General features: G+C 61.8%; 14 protein-coding genes. 5 read left to right on the forward strand and 9 right to left on the reverse strand.

Annotation, left to right across the window (positions count from 1 at the left end; genetic code table 11):
* Positions 1–167: 167 nt before the first annotated feature.
* A complete protein-coding gene (locus AB4O41_RS20245) occupies positions 168–4,493 on the reverse strand; it encodes an Lhr family helicase (RefSeq protein ID WP_460144404.1) in 4,326 nt (1,441 codons plus the stop codon).
* A gap of 300 nt (positions 4,494–4,793) precedes the next feature.
* On the opposite strand from AB4O41_RS20245, the gene AB4O41_RS20250 reads away from it, so the two are divergent.
* Both AB4O41_RS20250 and AB4O41_RS20255 read left to right on the forward strand, forming a co-directional pair.
* Positions 4,794–5,678 (forward strand): sugar nucleotide-binding protein, encoded by an 885-nt coding sequence (locus AB4O41_RS20250; RefSeq protein ID WP_217858202.1) that lies wholly within the window; start codon positions 4,794–4,796, stop codon positions 5,676–5,678.
* On the forward strand, positions 5,671–6,600 hold the full coding sequence (locus AB4O41_RS20255) for an NAD-dependent epimerase/dehydratase family protein (protein WP_460144405.1): 930 nt from the start codon (positions 5,671–5,673) through the stop codon (positions 6,598–6,600). Before AB4O41_RS20250 ends, AB4O41_RS20255 begins: the two co-directional genes overlap by 8 nt.
* A gap of 177 nt (positions 6,601–6,777) precedes the next feature.
* Here AB4O41_RS20255 and AB4O41_RS20260 read toward each other — a convergent pair whose 3' ends face one another.
* From AB4O41_RS20260 to AB4O41_RS20280, 5 genes are all read right to left on the reverse strand, one after another.
* A complete protein-coding gene (locus tag AB4O41_RS20260) occupies positions 6,778–7,476 on the reverse strand; it encodes an OmpW/AlkL family protein (RefSeq protein WP_460144406.1) in 699 nt (232 codons plus the stop codon).
* 233 nt (positions 7,477–7,709) lie between these two features.
* Complete coding sequence (locus AB4O41_RS20265; protein ID WP_460148386.1) at positions 7,710–8,228, reverse strand: DUF3299 domain-containing protein; 519 nt, start codon at positions 8,226–8,228, stop codon at positions 7,710–7,712.
* Positions 8,229–8,239: 11 nt separating this feature from the next.
* Entirely contained in the window at positions 8,240–9,505 is a 1,266-nt protein-coding gene (locus tag AB4O41_RS20270) for an ABC transporter permease (RefSeq protein ID WP_460144407.1), read from the reverse strand.
* Position 9,506: 1 nt separating this feature from the next.
* Positions 9,507–10,217, reverse strand: coding sequence for an ABC transporter ATP-binding protein (locus AB4O41_RS20275; protein ID WP_460144408.1), 711 nt, complete (start codon positions 10,215–10,217; stop codon positions 9,507–9,509).
* A 135-nt stretch (positions 10,218–10,352) separates the two neighbouring features.
* On the reverse strand, positions 10,353–10,946 hold the full coding sequence (locus tag AB4O41_RS20280) for a DUF2796 domain-containing protein (RefSeq protein ID WP_460144409.1): 594 nt from the start codon (positions 10,944–10,946) through the stop codon (positions 10,353–10,355).
* A gap of 135 nt (positions 10,947–11,081) precedes the next feature.
* Between AB4O41_RS20280 and AB4O41_RS20285 the strand changes: the two genes are divergently transcribed.
* Positions 11,082–11,429 (forward strand): hypothetical protein, encoded by a 348-nt coding sequence (locus AB4O41_RS20285; RefSeq protein WP_460144410.1) that lies wholly within the window; start codon positions 11,082–11,084, stop codon positions 11,427–11,429.
* 119 nt (positions 11,430–11,548) lie between these two features.
* On the opposite strand, the gene trxA is transcribed toward AB4O41_RS20285, so the two are convergent.
* The 3 genes from trxA to AB4O41_RS20300 all read right to left on the reverse strand — a co-directional run bounded on the left by trxA (position 11,549) and on the right by AB4O41_RS20300 (position 13,719).
* Positions 11,549–12,421, reverse strand: coding sequence for a thioredoxin (gene trxA, locus AB4O41_RS20290; protein ID WP_007906841.1), 873 nt, complete (start codon positions 12,419–12,421; stop codon positions 11,549–11,551).
* Positions 12,422–12,601: 180 nt separating this feature from the next.
* On the reverse strand, positions 12,602–13,258 hold the full coding sequence (locus AB4O41_RS20295) for a class I SAM-dependent methyltransferase (RefSeq protein WP_460144411.1): 657 nt from the start codon (positions 13,256–13,258) through the stop codon (positions 12,602–12,604).
* Positions 13,255–13,719 (reverse strand): YbaY family lipoprotein, encoded by a 465-nt coding sequence (locus tag AB4O41_RS20300; RefSeq protein ID WP_460144412.1) that lies wholly within the window; start codon positions 13,717–13,719, stop codon positions 13,255–13,257. Before AB4O41_RS20300 ends, AB4O41_RS20295 begins: the two co-directional genes overlap by 4 nt.
* Positions 13,720–13,836: 117 nt before the next feature.
* Here AB4O41_RS20300 and nrdR point away from each other — a divergent pair, with 117 nt between their 5' ends.
* The gene (nrdR, locus tag AB4O41_RS20305; RefSeq protein WP_007906838.1) at positions 13,837–14,301 is read left to right on the forward strand and encodes a transcriptional regulator NrdR; all 465 of its coding nucleotides are present in this window, start codon (positions 13,837–13,839) and stop codon (positions 14,299–14,301) included.
* Positions 14,298–15,431 (forward strand): bifunctional diaminohydroxyphosphoribosylaminopyrimidine deaminase/5-amino-6-(5-phosphoribosylamino)uracil reductase RibD, encoded by a 1,134-nt coding sequence (gene ribD, locus AB4O41_RS20310; protein ID WP_008073943.1) that lies wholly within the window; start codon positions 14,298–14,300, stop codon positions 15,429–15,431. Before nrdR ends, ribD begins: the two co-directional genes overlap by 4 nt.
* Positions 15,432–15,457 lie beyond the last annotated feature (26 nt).

Here is a 15,457-nt window from a genome sequence, read left to right on the forward strand (position 1 = left end):
CGCGCAGACTTATCCACAGCAGGTTTTGCTGCCGGATCTCCCACATGCTTAGTAGCGACACAAACCCTGTAGGAGCGAGGCTTGCCCGCGAAGAACGATGACGCGGTCCTGCTGATGCATCGCGGCGCTCCCTTCGCGGGCAAGTCGGATCGCCGCACCGCTCGCTCCTACAGGAAATTGTGGCGGGTCAGCTTAGTGCGCACCTCGGCACTGGCCTGCTGATCCAGCTCCAGCCAGAACTGCTGCTTGCCGGCGATCTCGGCGGCGGCCGGTATGCCGTCGCGATACACCAGTCGATTGCTCGTCAGCGCCGGCACTTTCGCGCCCGGCAACAGGGTGCCGGCAAGGTTCAACGGATCCACTCCGCACACCGCGATCAGACCCCCGTCGTGCGGTCGCCGCCTGACCTCCCGCAACAATGGAATCGCCTCAGGGAGCGCAAATTGCTCCCCCGCCAGACCACTGACAAACCGCCCGCCACGAATCTCGCCCCGGGCCTCGAGCCGATGGAACGTGCGCAGCAGTTCTCGCCAACTCGGCAACCAGTCCGCCTCACGTTCCAGCAAGCGCCAGAACACCACCCCGTAACGGCGCAGCAAGGTCATGGCGATGTGTTCCAGGGTTTCGCTGGGCGTAGGCGCGGGACGTTGCTTATCCATAACCGGCGCGGCAGCACCGCGGCGCAGCAAGGCCCAGCGTCCGGCATCGTCCATGCCGCCGGAAAACGCTCCGCGCCCACGTCGGCTGCTACGATTCTGGCGTTTGCTGGCCGGGGTAATCAGCGCCCGCAGGCCGGCGAAGCTGTCGGCGTTTACCAGTCCGGCACCGACCAGTTCTTGCAAGGCGATTTCCAGTTCCGAGCGCAGCAGATGGGCTTCGTGAATCAGCTCGTCGAAAAACAGTGCGCCGTGCTGACTGAGCGCTTCATGGACCTTTTGTGTTTTGGGCGACAGTTCGCTGACTGGCGTCTGCTCGGTCAAGCCGCTCCACAATCCGACCTGACTACGCGGCAGCAATAGAATCGGCGTGCTGCGCAATGCAGTGCTGGCGCTCTTGTTGCGCGCGGTCAGGCGGGTCCACACCAGTTTGCCGCTGCGGCACAACTCATCCAGCCAGTTCGCCGAATAGTCTTTGAGCCGCGCCGGCAGAATGTCGCTGTCCCACGCCGAAGCGGCGGCGGGGTAGCCTTCGAATTGGCTGATGATCGCCGGCAACACCGCGCGGCCCTGACCTTGTCTGGCGGCGGAAAGATGCTGCCAGTCGAACAGAAAACGCATGAAATCCTGCAACGCCACCGGCTCGATTTCCCGTCGCAGCCGTTTGACTGTGTAGCGATGAATCCGCGCCAGCAGATGTCGTTCACACCATTCTTCTTCAGGGGCGCCTGGGGTGAATTGCCCGCGCAGTACATAGCCTTCGCGCTCCAGTTGCGCCAAGGCTTGAGTGACTTGAATCGCCGGTAATCCAAGCGGTTCGGCAATCGCTTTCAGCGGCAACGGACCAAACGCGCTGAGCCGCGCGCGGATCACTTCCAGCACCGCTTCGTCTGGCTCCCAGGTTTCATCGAAACCGGGCAATGCCTCCAACGGTGGAACCAATGTGGCCTGTGGATAAATTGCCCGCAGGCAGGTCAGTCGTTCGAGTGCCAACCACAGCGATTGCTTGGCGTTGATCTGCAAACGGCTGGCGCGGCCATTGTCGGCCAGCGCATTCAGCCAATCGAGCCAATTCGGGTTGGCCTGAGCCTCGTTATCGGCGATGCACGCCAGGCTCATCAGCGCTTCATGCATTTCATCAATGCCGGTGGGCGTTGGCCAGGCTTCATCACGCACCGCAGTAATCGCCTCGGCATCCAGCGCACCGAGATCATCGGTGGACTGCGGATCACTCCAGCGGCGGCTGAGCACTGCCTGAGTGCGGCGCTCTTCCAGCGGCGCATCGTCGAGAAAGGTGTAGGGGCGGGCGCTGAGAATCTCCGCCGCCAGTGGCGAAGGCGCTGGCAGATCACGGCTGATCAGGCGGATGTCGCCCTGTTCCATGCGCCGCAACAATGCCAGCCAGCCGTTGCTGTCCATGGCTTCGTGCAGGCAATCGTCGAGGGTTTGTTCCACCAGCGGATGATCGGGAATCTCACGCTCGCCGGCGAGGTTTTCCACGCAGGCGAGCTGATCGGGAAACACACTGGCGATCAGGTCTTCGCTTTTCATCCGCTGAATCTGCGGCGGTACTTTGCGGCCGCCGCTGTAGCGCGGCAGCGCTAAAGCGACCCCTGCGTTCCAGCGCCAACGCACGCCGAACAGCGGTGCCTCGAGTACCGCTTGAATCAAGGTATGTTCGGCACTGTTGCTGTGCAGATAACGCCAGACGGCCTCCAGCTCGAAGCTGTGGCCGGTGGACAGCGATAGTACGATGGCGTCCTCGCTGGCGGCGGCCTGCAATTCGAAGTTGAAGGTGCGGCAGAACCGCTTGCGCAGGGCCAGGCCCCAGGCGCGGTTGATGCGGCTGCCGAATGGCGAGTGGATGATCAGCTGCGTACCGCCGGACTCGTCGAAAAACCGCTCCATCAGCAGCGTGTCTTGCGATGGCAAGGCGCCGAGGGTCTGACGCGCTCGGGCCAGGTAATCCACCAATTGCTCGGCACTGGCGAGATTCAAACCGAGGGTGTCAGTCAGCCAGTCGACGGCTGGCTGCAGGTTATCGGGTGTGGCCCCGAGGCGTTCATCGAGTTGCGCTTGCAGGCGGGCCACGGCGAACGACAGTTCATCACTGCGCCCCGGTGCTTCACCGAGCCAGAACGGAATGGTCGGTGGCTGACCCTGAGCGTCTTCGACCCGGACTTTGCCGGTTTCAACCCGCAGAATTCGATACGACGTATTGCCTAGCTGAAAGATATCCCCGGCGATGCTTTCCACCGCGAAGTCTTCGTTGACGCTGCCGATGTTCAGCCCTTGAGGCTCCAGCAAAACGCTGTAGTCGGCGTTGTCGGGAATCGTCCCGCCGCTGGTCACGGCCGTCAGCTTGGCGCCTCGACGGCCGCGCAGGGTGCGGCTTACGGCGTCCCGGTGCAGGTAAGCGCTGCGAATACCCAAGCGCCCGTTGTAGCCTTCGGCGAGCATTTGCAGCAGTGCCTGATAGTGCTTTTCGTCGAGCGTGGCGTAAGGCGAGGCGTTGCGCAGCATGTCCAGCAGCGCCTGTTCCTGCCATTCCTGGCAGCTGACCTCGGCGATGATCTGCTGGGCCAGCACGTCCAGCGGCGCTTCGGGGATCAGCAATGTGTCGAGTTCGCCACGTCGGACGCAATCGAGCAGGGCGGCGCATTCGATCAGGTCGTCGCGGGTGGTGGCGAATAACCGGCCCTTGGGCGTGCCGCCGACTTGGTGCCCGGAGCGGCCGACCCGTTGCACAAACCCGGCAATCGAGCGTGGCGAAGCGATCTGGCACACCAGGTCGACGTCGCCGATGTCGATCCCCAATTCCAGCGAAGCAGTGGCGATCAGCACTTGTAGCTCGCCGCGCTTGAGCCGTTGCTCGGCGTCCAGGCGAAATTCCTTGGCCAGGCTGCCATGGTGGGCCGCCACTGCGTCTTTGCCGAGGCGTTCGCTCAAGTGTCGACTCAGGCGTTCGGCCAGACGCCGGGTGTTGACGAAAATCAGCGTGGTCCGGTGTTCACGGGCGAGGGCGGCGAGTCGGTCATAGACCAGTTCCCAGACGTCGTTGGCCATTACCGCCGACAACGGCACGGGCGGCACCTCTATATCGAGATCCCGTGGGCGGGCGTGGCCAATGTCGATGATGTCGCAGTCGCGATCACGGCCGACCAAAAAGCGCGAGACCGCTTCGATGGGTTTTTGCGTGGCGGACAGGCCGATACGCACCAGCGGTTGCGCGCAAAGCGCCTGCAAACGCTCCAGGCTCAGGGCCAGGTGGCTACCGCGTTTGCTGGCGGCAATGGCGTGGATTTCGTCGACGATCACCGTTTGCGTGGTGCCGAGCATTTGCCGGCCGGAGTCGGAGCCGAGCAGCACGTAAAGGGATTCCGGGGTGGTCACCAGAATGTGCGGCGCGGTTTTGCGCATGGCCGAACGCTCTTTTTGCGGCGTATCGCCAGTGCGCACGGCGGTGCTGATCGGCACGTCAGGCAGGCCCATCACCCGTAACTGCTCGGTGATGCCGGCCAGCGGGTTTTGCAGGTTGATCTGGATGTCGTTGGACAGCGCCTTGAGCGGCGAAACGTAGACCACCAGGGTTTCGTCCGGCAATCCATCCGGGCTCTCCAGGCCACGATGGACCAGATCGTCGAGCACGGCCAGAAACGCGGTAAGGGTTTTGCCGGAGCCGGTGGGCGCGGCGATCAGGGTCGAACGACGCTGGCGGATCAACGGCCACGCCCGGGCCTGGGCGGCGGTGGCCGCCGGGAAGGTGTTGCTGAACCAGGCGCTGACGGCGGGGTGAAAGCCTGCCAGAGCAGCGTCCGTGGGGATGGGCAGATTCATGGAGTCATTTATGCGGGTGAGGGGGTGAAGATGCAAGTACCGCTCAGGATCTGTGTCGATCCTTATGGCCTCTTCGCGGGCAAGCCTCGCTCCTACAAGAGCAATGTCGATCCCGTAGGAGCGAGGCTTGCCCGCGAAGAGGCCGTCACAGGCGGCACAGATCTCAGGTATCTACACTTTACGGATGACGGTTGCGCACTAAACCCGCAAAATGCAACGATTCCGGCAATTATTGAGGACATCGCCTGCGGGCGTTGTCGATAAAGCCATCGTTCCAATCAGACTGGGCCTGCTGACTCTATGCGAATGCGCCTTATGTTACTGGGCGGCGGAAATGCCCTTGGGCAGGCGCTGATTCGCCTCGGTGCAGAGGAAGACATCGGTTTCCTCGCCCCCCGCCCACCGCAAGACGGCTGGGACGCCGCGAGCCTGACGCAACTGCTCGACGATACCCGTCCGGATGCGTTGATCAATCTCGCCTACTACTTCGACTGGTTCCAGGCGGAGACCGTCAGCGAACAGCGTCTGGCCGGGCAGGAGCGAGCCGTCGAACGGCTGGCCGAGCTGTGCCAGCATCACAACATTGTGCTGCTGCAACCGTCGAGTTATCGCGTGTTCGATGGCTCCCGGGCGACCGCCTATAGCGAAAAAGACGAACCGGTGCCGCTGGGCTTGCGTGGCCAGGCCTTGTGGCGAATCGAGCAAAGCGTGCGCGCCACTTGTCCACAGCACGTACTGCTGCGTTTCGGCTGGCTGCTCGATGACAGCCCCGACGGCACACTCGGGCGATTCCTGAGCCGGGCCGAGAAAGCTGAAGAACTGCTGATGGCTGATGATCGTCGCGGTAATCCGACGCCAGTGGACGATGCCGCCCGGGTGATTATTTCGGTGCTCAAGCAACTCGATTGCTCTGCGCCACTGTGGGGCACTTACCACTACGCCGGGCATGAGGCGACCACGCCGTTGGCACTGGGGCAGGCGATTCTTACCGAAGCACGCGCCTTACACCCGCTGGCCATCGAAGCGCCGACCGCCCAGGCTCACGCCGCGCGGCCCGACGCCGCCGAAGAGCCGCAACACGCGGTGCTGGCCTGCAAGAAAATTCTGCACACTTTCGGGATCAAGCCTCGCGCCTGGCGCGCGGCACTCCCGGGCTTACTGGATAGGTTTTATCGCCATGGCTAACGGCCCTGTTTTAATCACCGGCGGCGCCGGTTTCATCGGTTCGCACCTGACCGACGCCTTGCTTGCCAAAGGGCATTCGGTGCGCATTCTCGATGACCTCTCTACCGGCAAACGCAGTAACCTGCCGCTGGACAATCCTCTCGTCGAACTGATCGTGGGCGACGTCGCCGATGCCGCACTGGTGGCGCAGGCCATGGTTGGTTGCAGCGCCGTGGCGCACTTGGCCGCGGTGGCCTCGGTGCAAGCTTCGGTGGATGATCCGGTGAAGACTCACCAGAGCAATTTCATCGGCTCGTTGAATGTCTGCGAAGCCATGCGCGAGGCTGGCGTCAAACGGGTGCTGTTTGCATCCAGCGCAGCGGTCTATGGCAACAATGGCGAAGGCGAATCGATCGACGAAGACACGCCCAAGGCACCGTTGACGCCATACGCGGCGGACAAGTTGGCGAGCGAGCATTACTTCGAATTTTATCGCCGTCAGCATGCTCTGGAACCGGTGATTTTCCGCTTCTTCAACATCTTCGGCCCGCGCCAGGATCCGTCCTCGCCGTATTCCGGGGTGATCAGCATTTTCAGCGAGCGCGCGCAGAAAGGCTTGCCGATCACCGTGTTCGGCGATGGCGAGCAGACTCGCGATTTTGTCTATGTAGAGGACTTGGTGGACGTGTTGGTGCAAGCCATCGAGAAGCCGCAGGTCGAAGTTGGCCCGGTGAATGTCGGCTGGAATCAGGCGACGACTCTCAAGCAAATGCTGACTGCCCTTGAAGCGGTGGTCGGCAAGCTGCCGCCCGTGAGCTACGGCCCGGCGCGTTCCGGTGACATCCGCCATTCACGCGCGAACAACCGACGTTTGCTAGAGCGGTTTACCTACCCGCAACAGACACCGATGAGTGTTGGCCTTGCGCGGTTGCTGGGACGCTGAGGTTTACACAGCCATGAAAAAGGCGCCTTTGAAGGCGCCTTTTTTGTAGCTGATGCAAAACCCGTGGCGAGGGAGCTTGCTCCCGTTCGACTACGCAGCAGTCGCCATCACTATTGGGTCTGCTTCGCAGCCCAGCGGGAGCAAGCTCCCTCGCCACAAAAGCCGATCAAATGTTGCTTAGAACTTGTAACCCAAACCAACCATGTAGATGAACGGGTCCACATCAACATTGACCCTGGCCCGGGTGCCCGGCGCGACGGCGTTGTTTTCCACGGTCGCGGTGGTGTCGATGTCGATGTAACGTACTTGGGCGTTGATCATTACGTTGTCGGTCAGCATGTAGTCGGCACCGACCTCCCAGGCCAGACCCCAGGTGTTATCCGCCTTGAAGTTGCTGAAGCCATTGGCGGCGGCTTCGCTGCCGACGTGCTCGTCGTAGATCCAGGTGTAGTTGATACCGCCGCCGATGTACGGCTGGAACGCAGACTTGGCGTCCAGCGGGTAGTAGACCAGGCTCAGGGTTGGCGGCAGGTGTTTGAGCGTACCGAGTTTGCCGTTGGCGGCGCCGAGGGCGGTGCCTTTGAGCTTCACGTCATGCTCGAACGGCGAGGCCGCGAGCAGTTCGATCCCCAGATGGTTGGTGATCATGTAAGCGAAGTTCAGGCCCAGTTGCGTGTCGCTGCTCATGGTGGCCTTGCCACCCAGATCGGCCCCCTTCAGCGGGCCTTGATCGACCTTGACACTGGAGCTGTCGGCTTCCGGGTTGACGGTGATCGCACCGGCCCGAACGATGATGTCACCGGCGGTGTGAGCATGGGCGAGCGGGGCGGCGAGCGCGAGGGCGAACAGCGAAGCGCAGAGCTTGAACTTGTGCATGGGGGCTCCAGAGGACGTTAAAAATGTTCGATGTCCAATGGTAGGGATCCAACTGATGCGGTCTTTTGATTCAGCTCAATGAAACAGTGATGGCCCGATTTTTCGCGGAACCTTTGATGGCCTCATCGCGAGCAGGCTCGCTCCCACATTGGATCTGTGCATCAACACAAATCCCCTGTGGGAGCGAGCCTGCTCGCGATTGGCGGCCTGACAGCGACACAGAATTGCCGGATTCACTCCGATAATTCATACACATAAATCTTGTCCGCCTCCATCTGATACCCGGCATCCGCCAACTCGCTGGTGGACGCCTTGACCTGCAACGCACCTTCGATCCAGTACGGCTGATACAACTCATCAAGCTTCACGCCGACTTCGCTTTTGACATGCACGATCTGGTTCGACGGTGGAGGCGGTACATGGATGCAGGCGCCGAAATACGGCACCAGCAGAAACTCCGTGGTGCGGCCTTCTTCACTGACTTCCAGTGGCACGATGTACCCCGGTAAACGAATGTTCTTGCCGTCGAGGCTCTTCACCACCGGTGCGTTCGGCATGTCCTGTTTAGCCGCTGGAGCCGACTCCGCAGACAACGCATCGCTCATCTTCGACAGGTCATGCAGCGGCGTCATGTTCGGCACTTCCGGTGCAGCATCCGGCGGGATCATTTCCGACCAGGTCAGGTCCTTCGGCTCGGCCGCCCACAACGGAAGGGCAATCAGCATCAATAGCGCAAGCACAGCGCGGGGCATCATTAATGTCCTCATAGTCGGATCGACAGGCCATCGGCCAGGGATTGGCGATAAGCACGCCAGGCCGGCACGCTGCCCATCAGCAGCGCGGCGATCAGGATGCCACCGAGCAGCGTCCATTCATATTCGCTCGGCCAGGCCAGCGGCAGGTACAAGCCGTAATTCGACTGCACGTAACCCTGCGCTACGGCGATGCCCACATACAGCAGCGCCACACCGGCAATCACTCCGGACAATGCCAGGGCAAATGCTTCCAGCACCAACAAGGTCGCGATGTGCCACGGCCGAGCGCCGACCGAGCGCAGAATCGCCATCTCGCGGCGCCGCTCGTTGAGGCTGGTGAGAATTGCCGTGAGCATGCCGATCAACCCGGTCAGCACCACGAACAGCGAGACGACGAACAAGGCTTTTTCCGCCGTGCTCATCAAACTCCACAGCTCCTGCAATGCCACACCCGGCAGGATCGCCAGCATCGGTTCGCCACGGAATTCGTTGATCTCTCGTTGCAGCGCAAACGTCGAAATCTTGTTGTTGAGGCCGAGCATGAACGCAGTGATCGCTTGCGGCGTCAGGTCCATGTTGCGCGCCTGTTCGGCACTGATCCGGCCGTTACCGCGTGCCGGCACGCCGTTGTGCCAGTCGATGTGGATCGCTTCCATCCCGCCGAGGCTGATGTGCAGCGTGCGGTCCACCGGGGTGCCGGTGCGCTTGAGAATGCCGACCACGGTGAATGGTTTGTCGTCGTGTTTGACCAGGCTGATCACCGCCACGCCATGGGCCAACACCAGTTTGTCGCCGAGCTTGTAATGCAGCGCATCGGCCACTTCGGCGCCGAGCACCACTTCGAACGGATCGCTGGCGAAGGCGCGGCCATCGGCGAGTTTGAGGTGCTGTTGATGGCCGTACTGATAATGCTCGAAGTACGCCTCGGTGGTGCCCATCACCCGATATCCGCGATGGGAATCGCCGAGGGACATCGGGATCGCCCACTTCACTTTCGGGTTGTTGGCGAAATGTTCAAAGCTGTCCCAGCGGATGTTGTTGGTGGCGTTGCCGATGCGGAACACCGAGTACAACAGCAGGTTCACCGAACCGGAGCGCGCGCCGACGATCAGGTCGGTGCCGCTGATGGTGCTGGCGAAACTGGCTTTGGCTTCGGTGCGCACCCGCTCCACCGCCAGCAGCAGGCAGACCGACAGGGCGATGGCGAACGCAGTGAGGATCGCGGTGAAGCGACGGTTAGCCAGACTGGCCATGGCTAGACGAAACAAATACATCTCAGACCTCGGACGGGGTGGCGGCGCGATTGAGATCGGCCAGCGACAGGTGGCGATCGAACAGCGGCGCGAGGCTCTGGTCATGGCTGACAAACAACAGGCTCGACCCGGCTTCACGGCATTCGGCAAACAGCAGGCGAATGAAGTTCTCGCGGGCGTCGTAGTCCAGCGCCGAGGTCGGTTCGTCGGCGATCACCAGTTCCGGCTGACCGATCAACGCACGTGCGGCGGCGACCCGTTGCTGCTGGCCGATGGACAGCGAATCGGCGCGGCGGCTGAGGATCTTTTCATCCTTGAGGCCCAAGTGGGCGAGCAGGGTGGCCGCAGCCTGATCGACACTGCCGTGGCGCTGGATCGCCCGTTCGGCACGCAGCTTGGAGAAGTGGCAGGGCAGCTCGACGTTCTCGCGCACCGAGAGGAACGGCAGCAAGTTGAACTGCTGGAAGATGTAGCCGGTGTGATCGACGCGGAAGTGATCGCGGGCGCCGGCGGAGAGTTCGGTCAACTCCTGGCCGAGCAGGCGGATGCTGCCGTGATCGGGCTTTTGCACGCCACCGAGCAGGCCGAGCAAGGTGGTCTTGCCGCTGCCGCTGGGGCCTTTGAGGAACAGGGTTTCACCTGGCATAAGACGAAACGCCGGGATGTCCAGCAGCGGCGGATGACCGGGCCAGCTGAAGCCCAGGTCGGACAGTTCGATGAGTGCTTGGGTCATGTGAAACCGGTCAGGTTGGTGGTGAACCCTGTGGGAGCGGGCTTGCTCGCGAAAGCGGTCTGACAGTCAACATGTGTGTTGAATGTGACGGCCCTTTCGCGAGCAAGCCCGCTCCCACATTGGTTTTGTGGTGGATCAGAATTTCAGGGCGGCAGCCTTGGCTGTTACTTCAACCCCTTGCTGCCCGCTCGGGCTGATCAGTTGTACCTGAATCTTCTGGGTGGCCGGGAATGTGTTGAAGATATTCGCCAGATCCAGGGTCTTCAGCGCCCCCGGGGCCGAGCAGCTGAATTGGTAATGGGCATGGATCTCGCTGTGGTCATGATGATGCTCGTGACCGTCCTTGGCGTCTTCTTCGTCATGATCATCGGCACCCGGCTTGTCACCGAACAGCGGGCTTTCCAGTTCCTGAGTCGCGACCACGCAACCGGCGGCTTTCGGCAGGTTGAACAGCACCAGCGGTTTTTCCAGCTGCGCGCGGACGGTGGCGACTTTGGCCTTGTCGGCGTCGGTGGTGGCGGCGTGTTCGAAACCCACCAGGTTCATCGCCGGGCTTTCCAGCTCCAGCTCCAGCGTCTGGCCGTCCAGCGCCGCGTTCAGGCGACCGACGCCATGTTCGTGGGCGGCGAGGCTGCCGTGCTCATCATGATCGTGATCATGTTCGACAGCGGCATGGGCGACAGCCAGCGGCAACAAGGCAAACGGCAAAGCGAGCAGCAGACGGCGCATGGCGGGTCTCCGAAAAGTAAAATGAAACAATTGTTATGTAATCTTATAACGAAAGTGTTGAGAGTTTGACCGTCTGCTTGGCGTTGCGCAAGACCCATGGGAGCATGCGAGTCAGGTATGTGCAGGAGCAGACTTATGTTGCGAATACGCGGAAGCATCGGCGACTGGCCGGTGGATTTGACCCTGGAACTGGATGAGGGTGACTGGGCGCAGCTGGGTGCGCAGTTGCAGGCAGCAAAACCCGAGGAGAGTGCTACGCCGGCCAAACCGGTGAATCAGGACGATGCGCTGTGGCAGATCGCCCAGGAATTGTTGCGCAAGGCCGGGCAATTGAGCGGGCCGGATCTGCTGGAGCAGCTGGAAGGGCTGACCGGCAGCGCAGCGGCGGGCAAACGCTTGTTGGTGCGCTTGCGCCACTGCGCAAACGTCAAAGTGGTGAGCGGCGGGGATACGCCGCTGTACAGCTGGCACAAGCCAGCGTAGGAGCTGCCGAAGGCTGCGATCTTTTGATCTTGTTTTTCCGGCGCTGAAATGGTCGGAAGATCAAAAGATCGCAGCCTGCGGCAGCTCCTACGGGATCGGGTTCACATGGCCCGATCCACTTAATACAGTGCGGCAAACAACTTGCGACGGTATGTGGTCACCAGCGGGTGATCGTTGCCCAGCAGTTCGAACACCTGCAGCAAGGTCTTGTGCGGCAAGCCTTCGCTGTAGCTGCGATTGCGGATGAACAGCTTCAGCAAGGCATCCAGCGCCGCGTCGTATTGCTGACGGGCCAGTTGCTGGATCGCCAGCTGATAGACCGCTTCATCGTCCTGCGGATTTTTCGCCAGACGTGCTTTCAGGTCTGCCGCATCCGGCAAATCCCTGGCCTGACCGAGGAACTGGATCTGTGCCTTGGCGCCGGCCAACGCAGCCTTGTGCTCATCGGTCTTGACCGCGTCGAGCACGATTTGCGCTTCACCCAGCTCGCCGCGCTCAGTCAGGCAGCGGGCATAGAGGATCAGCGCCTTGGCGTTGGTGTTGTCTTCAGCCAGCAGTACTTTGAGCGTGGCTTCGGCGTCGGCGTAACGGCCGTCATCGAACAGCGCCTGAGCCTGTTCGAACGGGTCGGCCGCAGCGGGTGGCGGCATTTGCACGTGAGGTTCGAGCATCGTGCGCACAGCCGATTCCGGTTGTGCACCGGCAAAACCGTCCACCGGCTGACCGTCCTTGAACAGCACCACAGTCGGCAGGCTGCGAATGCCGAAGCGCGCAACAATGTCCTGCTCGATGTCGCAGTTGACCTTGGCCAACAACAATTCGCCCTGATAGCTCTCGGCGATGGTTTGCAGCATCGGCATCAAGGCCTTGCACGGCGCACACCATTCGGCCCAGAAATCCACCAGCACCGGTTTGTGAAAAGAGTTCTCGATCACCGATTGGTCGAAATCGGCAGTCGTGGCGTCGAAAATGTACGGCGTTTCCTGACTCATGGGGGATCTCGTAAAAGCGTGAATGTGGTCACTATAAGGCTTCGCGAGGGGCTGCTGAAAGTCGTAACACTGATCGTTCCCATGCTCCGCGTGGGAATGTAGCCCGGACGCTCCGCGTCCCTTCGTACGGCGTAACGCAGAGCGTCACTGGAGGCATTCCCACGCGGAGCGTGGGAACGATCATGTCCGGGTGGCATGGTAAAGGCTCACATACCGAAACTCTTCAGGCTCGGCCAGATCCGGCAAGGTCATTGCCTCCAGCATTTCAATGCGCCGATACAACGGATGGCGAAAATCCCTCACCCGCGAATCCGCCACCAACGCTTCCCGGCCACGGCTGAGAAACTCGTCGAGCAAAGGCAGATTTGCCCGGTCGTACAACACATCGGCCACCAGAATCAGATCAAACCGATCCGCCTCGGCGAAAAAGTCCGTCGAGTAGCTGAGTTGCACGCCATTGAGTTCGGCATTCGCCCGACACGCGGCAATCGCCAACGGGTCCAGGTCACAGGCCACCACTTCCAGTGCCCCGGCTTTCACCGCCGCAATCCCGGCGACCCCTGAGCCGGCGCCGAAATCCAGCACCCGTTTACCTTCGACCCATTGCCGGTGCTCGGCGAGATAGCGAGCCACGGCCAGCCCACTGGCCCAGCAGAAACTCCAGTACGGCGGCTCGTGGAGAATCCGCCGGGTTTCTTCCGGGTTGAAGGCACGGTCCATGTTGTCGCCGTCGATCAGCCAGAGTTTCAGCTCGGTGCCGGGTAACTCACAGGCTACAAGCTGTGCATCGCCGAGCAGTTCACCTAACGCCTGTTGCAGGTCGAGCGGTGCAATCATGGCGCTTTGACGAATTGCAGCTGACCCAGTGCCTGGGTGGTTGGCTGTGTGATGGTTTGCGCCGGCAGATGCAGAATCAACTGCCCGGACTGGCTGGCGCGGCCACGAAGCTCGACGCGGGCACCGGCCGGAAAGGACTCGGGATTGAAGCGCAGGCGAAACGGCAACACTTGATTGGTGCCGATCAGGTTGGAACTGGCGAGCAATAGTTGCGGACGATCCTTTTCGTCGATCACCAGCAACGCCAGTTCGACTTCGGCGCCGGCCGGCACGCCCTGCAGGGTGCCGCTCAATTCACGTTGATAAGCCGGCAACGGGCCGAGTTCGGCCGACGCCTTGGCTTTCTTCTGCGCCTGTTGCGGTGCAGGGCCGGGCGTCGGTGGCTGGGGCTTGGGCGCATCGCTGCCACAGGCCACCAACAGGCTGAAAAGACTGAGCAAAATGAGGGGTCGTAAAGACATTGGCGGCTCCAACAAGCGAAATCCATATACAGCCAGTCTGTATACCGCAAACCCTATGGCTTGTCTTGCCACGGGGATGCGCTACCATGGCCCTCCCATTTTTTGTTGCCTGCCACCATGCACTGTCCCTTCTGCGGTGCCAACGACACCAAGGTCATCGACTCGCGTCTGGTCGCCGAGGGCGAACAGGTGCGCCGCCGGCGTGAATGCCTGGCCTGCGGCGAACGTTTCACGACGTTCGAAACCGCTGAACTGGTGTTGCCGCGCCTGATCAAAACCGACGGCAGTCGCCAGCCGTTCGACGAAGAAAAACTGCGTGCCGGCATGCAGCGTGCGCTGGAGAAGCGCCCGGTGAGTGTCGAGCGCCTCGAATCGTCGCTGGTGCATATCAAACACAAGCTGCGCGCCACCGGCGAACGCGAGGTCAAATCCCTCGTGGTCGGCGAACTGGTGATGGCCGAGCTGAAGAAGCTTGATGAAGTCGCCTATATCCGCTTCGCTTCGGTGTACCGCCGCTTCCAGGACCTCAACGAGTTCCGCGAAGAGATCGATCGCCTCGCCCGTGAACCGGTGAAAGAATGACCACACCTCCCGAACAAGCCATCCTCGACGCGCATTACATGGCCCGGGCCCTGGAACTGGCGCGCAAAGGTCATTACACGACGCATCCCAACCCCCGGGTTGGCTGCGTGGTGGTGCGTGACGGGCAGATAGTCGGCGAAGGCTGGCATGTGCGCACCGGTGAACCGCACGCCGAAGTTCACGCCCTGCGCGCCGCTGGCGACAAGGCGCGGGGCGCCACGGCTTACGTGACCCTCGAACCTTGCAGCCACCACGGCCGTACGCCGCCCTGCGCTGATGCGCTGGTGAATGCCGGTGTGGCGCGCGTCGTTGCGGCGATGCAGGACCCGAACCCGGAAGTCGCCGGTCGCGGTCTGCAACGCCTGGCCCAGGCCGGTATCGCCACTGAAAGCGGTGTGCTGGAAGGCGAGGCGCGCAAGCTCAATCAAGGCTTCCTCAAACGCATGGAACATGGCTTGCCGTTCGTGCGGGTCAAGTTGGCCATGAGCCTCGACGGTCGCACGGCGATGGAAAGCGGCGAGAGCCAGTGGATTACCGGTCCGGCGGCGCGTTCGGCGGTACAGCGTTTGCGCGCCGAGGCCAGCGTGGTGCTGACCGGCGCCGACACGGTACTGGCGGACAATGCGCGCTTGACCGTACGTGCCGACGAATTGGGTCTGGACGCTGAACAAACGGCCTTGGCCATGAGCCGTCCGCCGCTTCGTGTGCTGATCGACGGTCGCCTTCGGGTGCCGCTGAATGCACCGTTCTTCAAGGCCGGTCCGGCACTGGTCGCCACGTGTGTCGCGGTGGAAGAACAGTACGCCAACGGCCCGGAATGCCTGATCGTGCCGGGCGATGATGGCCAGGTCGATCTGCATCAGTTACTGGTCGAGCTCGCCAACCGTGGCGTCAATGACGTGCTGGTCGAGGCCGGCCCGCGACTGGCTGGCGCGTTTGCCCAACTCGGGTTGGTGGACGAATTCCAGATATTCATCGCCGGCAAGTTTCTCGGCTCCTCGGCCCGCCCCTTACTGGACTGGCCACTGGCGCAGATGAAAGATGCGCCCGAGCTCAAAATCACCGAAATTCGTGCGGTTGGCGATGACTGGCGAGTCACTGCCATCCCTGTGCCATCGGCGAGCGTATAATTCCCGGCCTGCGCCACAAGCGAAGG

It is taken from the genome of Pseudomonas sp. S2_A02 (assembly GCF_054668495.1).

Coding starts and splice junctions, on each gene's coding strand:
- AB4O41_RS20300 (WP_460144412.1), bottom strand. CDS start 13,719: ATGTCTTTACGACCCCTCATTTTGCTCAGTCTTTTCAGCCTGTTGGTG.
- AB4O41_RS20280 (WP_460144409.1), bottom strand. CDS start 10,946: ATGCGCCGTCTGCTGCTCGCTTTGCCGTTTGCCTTGTTGCCGCTGGCT.
- nrdR (WP_007906838.1), top strand. CDS start 13,837: ATGCACTGTCCCTTCTGCGGTGCCAACGACACCAAGGTCATCGACTCG.
- AB4O41_RS20245 (WP_460144404.1), bottom strand. CDS start 4,493: ATGAATCTGCCCATCCCCACGGACGCTGCTCTGGCAGGCTTTCACCCC.
- AB4O41_RS20260 (WP_460144406.1), bottom strand. CDS start 7,476: ATGCACAAGTTCAAGCTCTGCGCTTCGCTGTTCGCCCTCGCGCTCGCC.
- AB4O41_RS20285 (WP_460144410.1), top strand. CDS start 11,082: ATGTTGCGAATACGCGGAAGCATCGGCGACTGGCCGGTGGATTTGACC.
- AB4O41_RS20295 (WP_460144411.1), bottom strand. CDS start 13,258: ATGATTGCACCGCTCGACCTGCAACAGGCGTTAGGTGAACTGCTCGGC.
- trxA (WP_007906841.1), bottom strand. CDS start 12,421: ATGAGTCAGGAAACGCCGTACATTTTCGACGCCACGACTGCCGATTTC.
- ribD (WP_008073943.1), top strand. CDS start 14,298: ATGACCACACCTCCCGAACAAGCCATCCTCGACGCGCATTACATGGCC.
- AB4O41_RS20275 (WP_460144408.1), bottom strand. CDS start 10,217: ATGACCCAAGCACTCATCGAACTGTCCGACCTGGGCTTCAGCTGGCCC.
- AB4O41_RS20265 (WP_460148386.1), bottom strand. CDS start 8,228: ATGCCCCGCGCTGTGCTTGCGCTATTGATGCTGATTGCCCTTCCGTTG.
- AB4O41_RS20250 (WP_217858202.1), top strand. CDS start 4,794: ATGCGAATGCGCCTTATGTTACTGGGCGGCGGAAATGCCCTTGGGCAG.
- AB4O41_RS20270 (WP_460144407.1), bottom strand. CDS start 9,505: ATGTATTTGTTTCGTCTAGCCATGGCCAGTCTGGCTAACCGTCGCTTC.
- AB4O41_RS20255 (WP_460144405.1), top strand. CDS start 5,671: ATGGCTAACGGCCCTGTTTTAATCACCGGCGGCGCCGGTTTCATCGGT.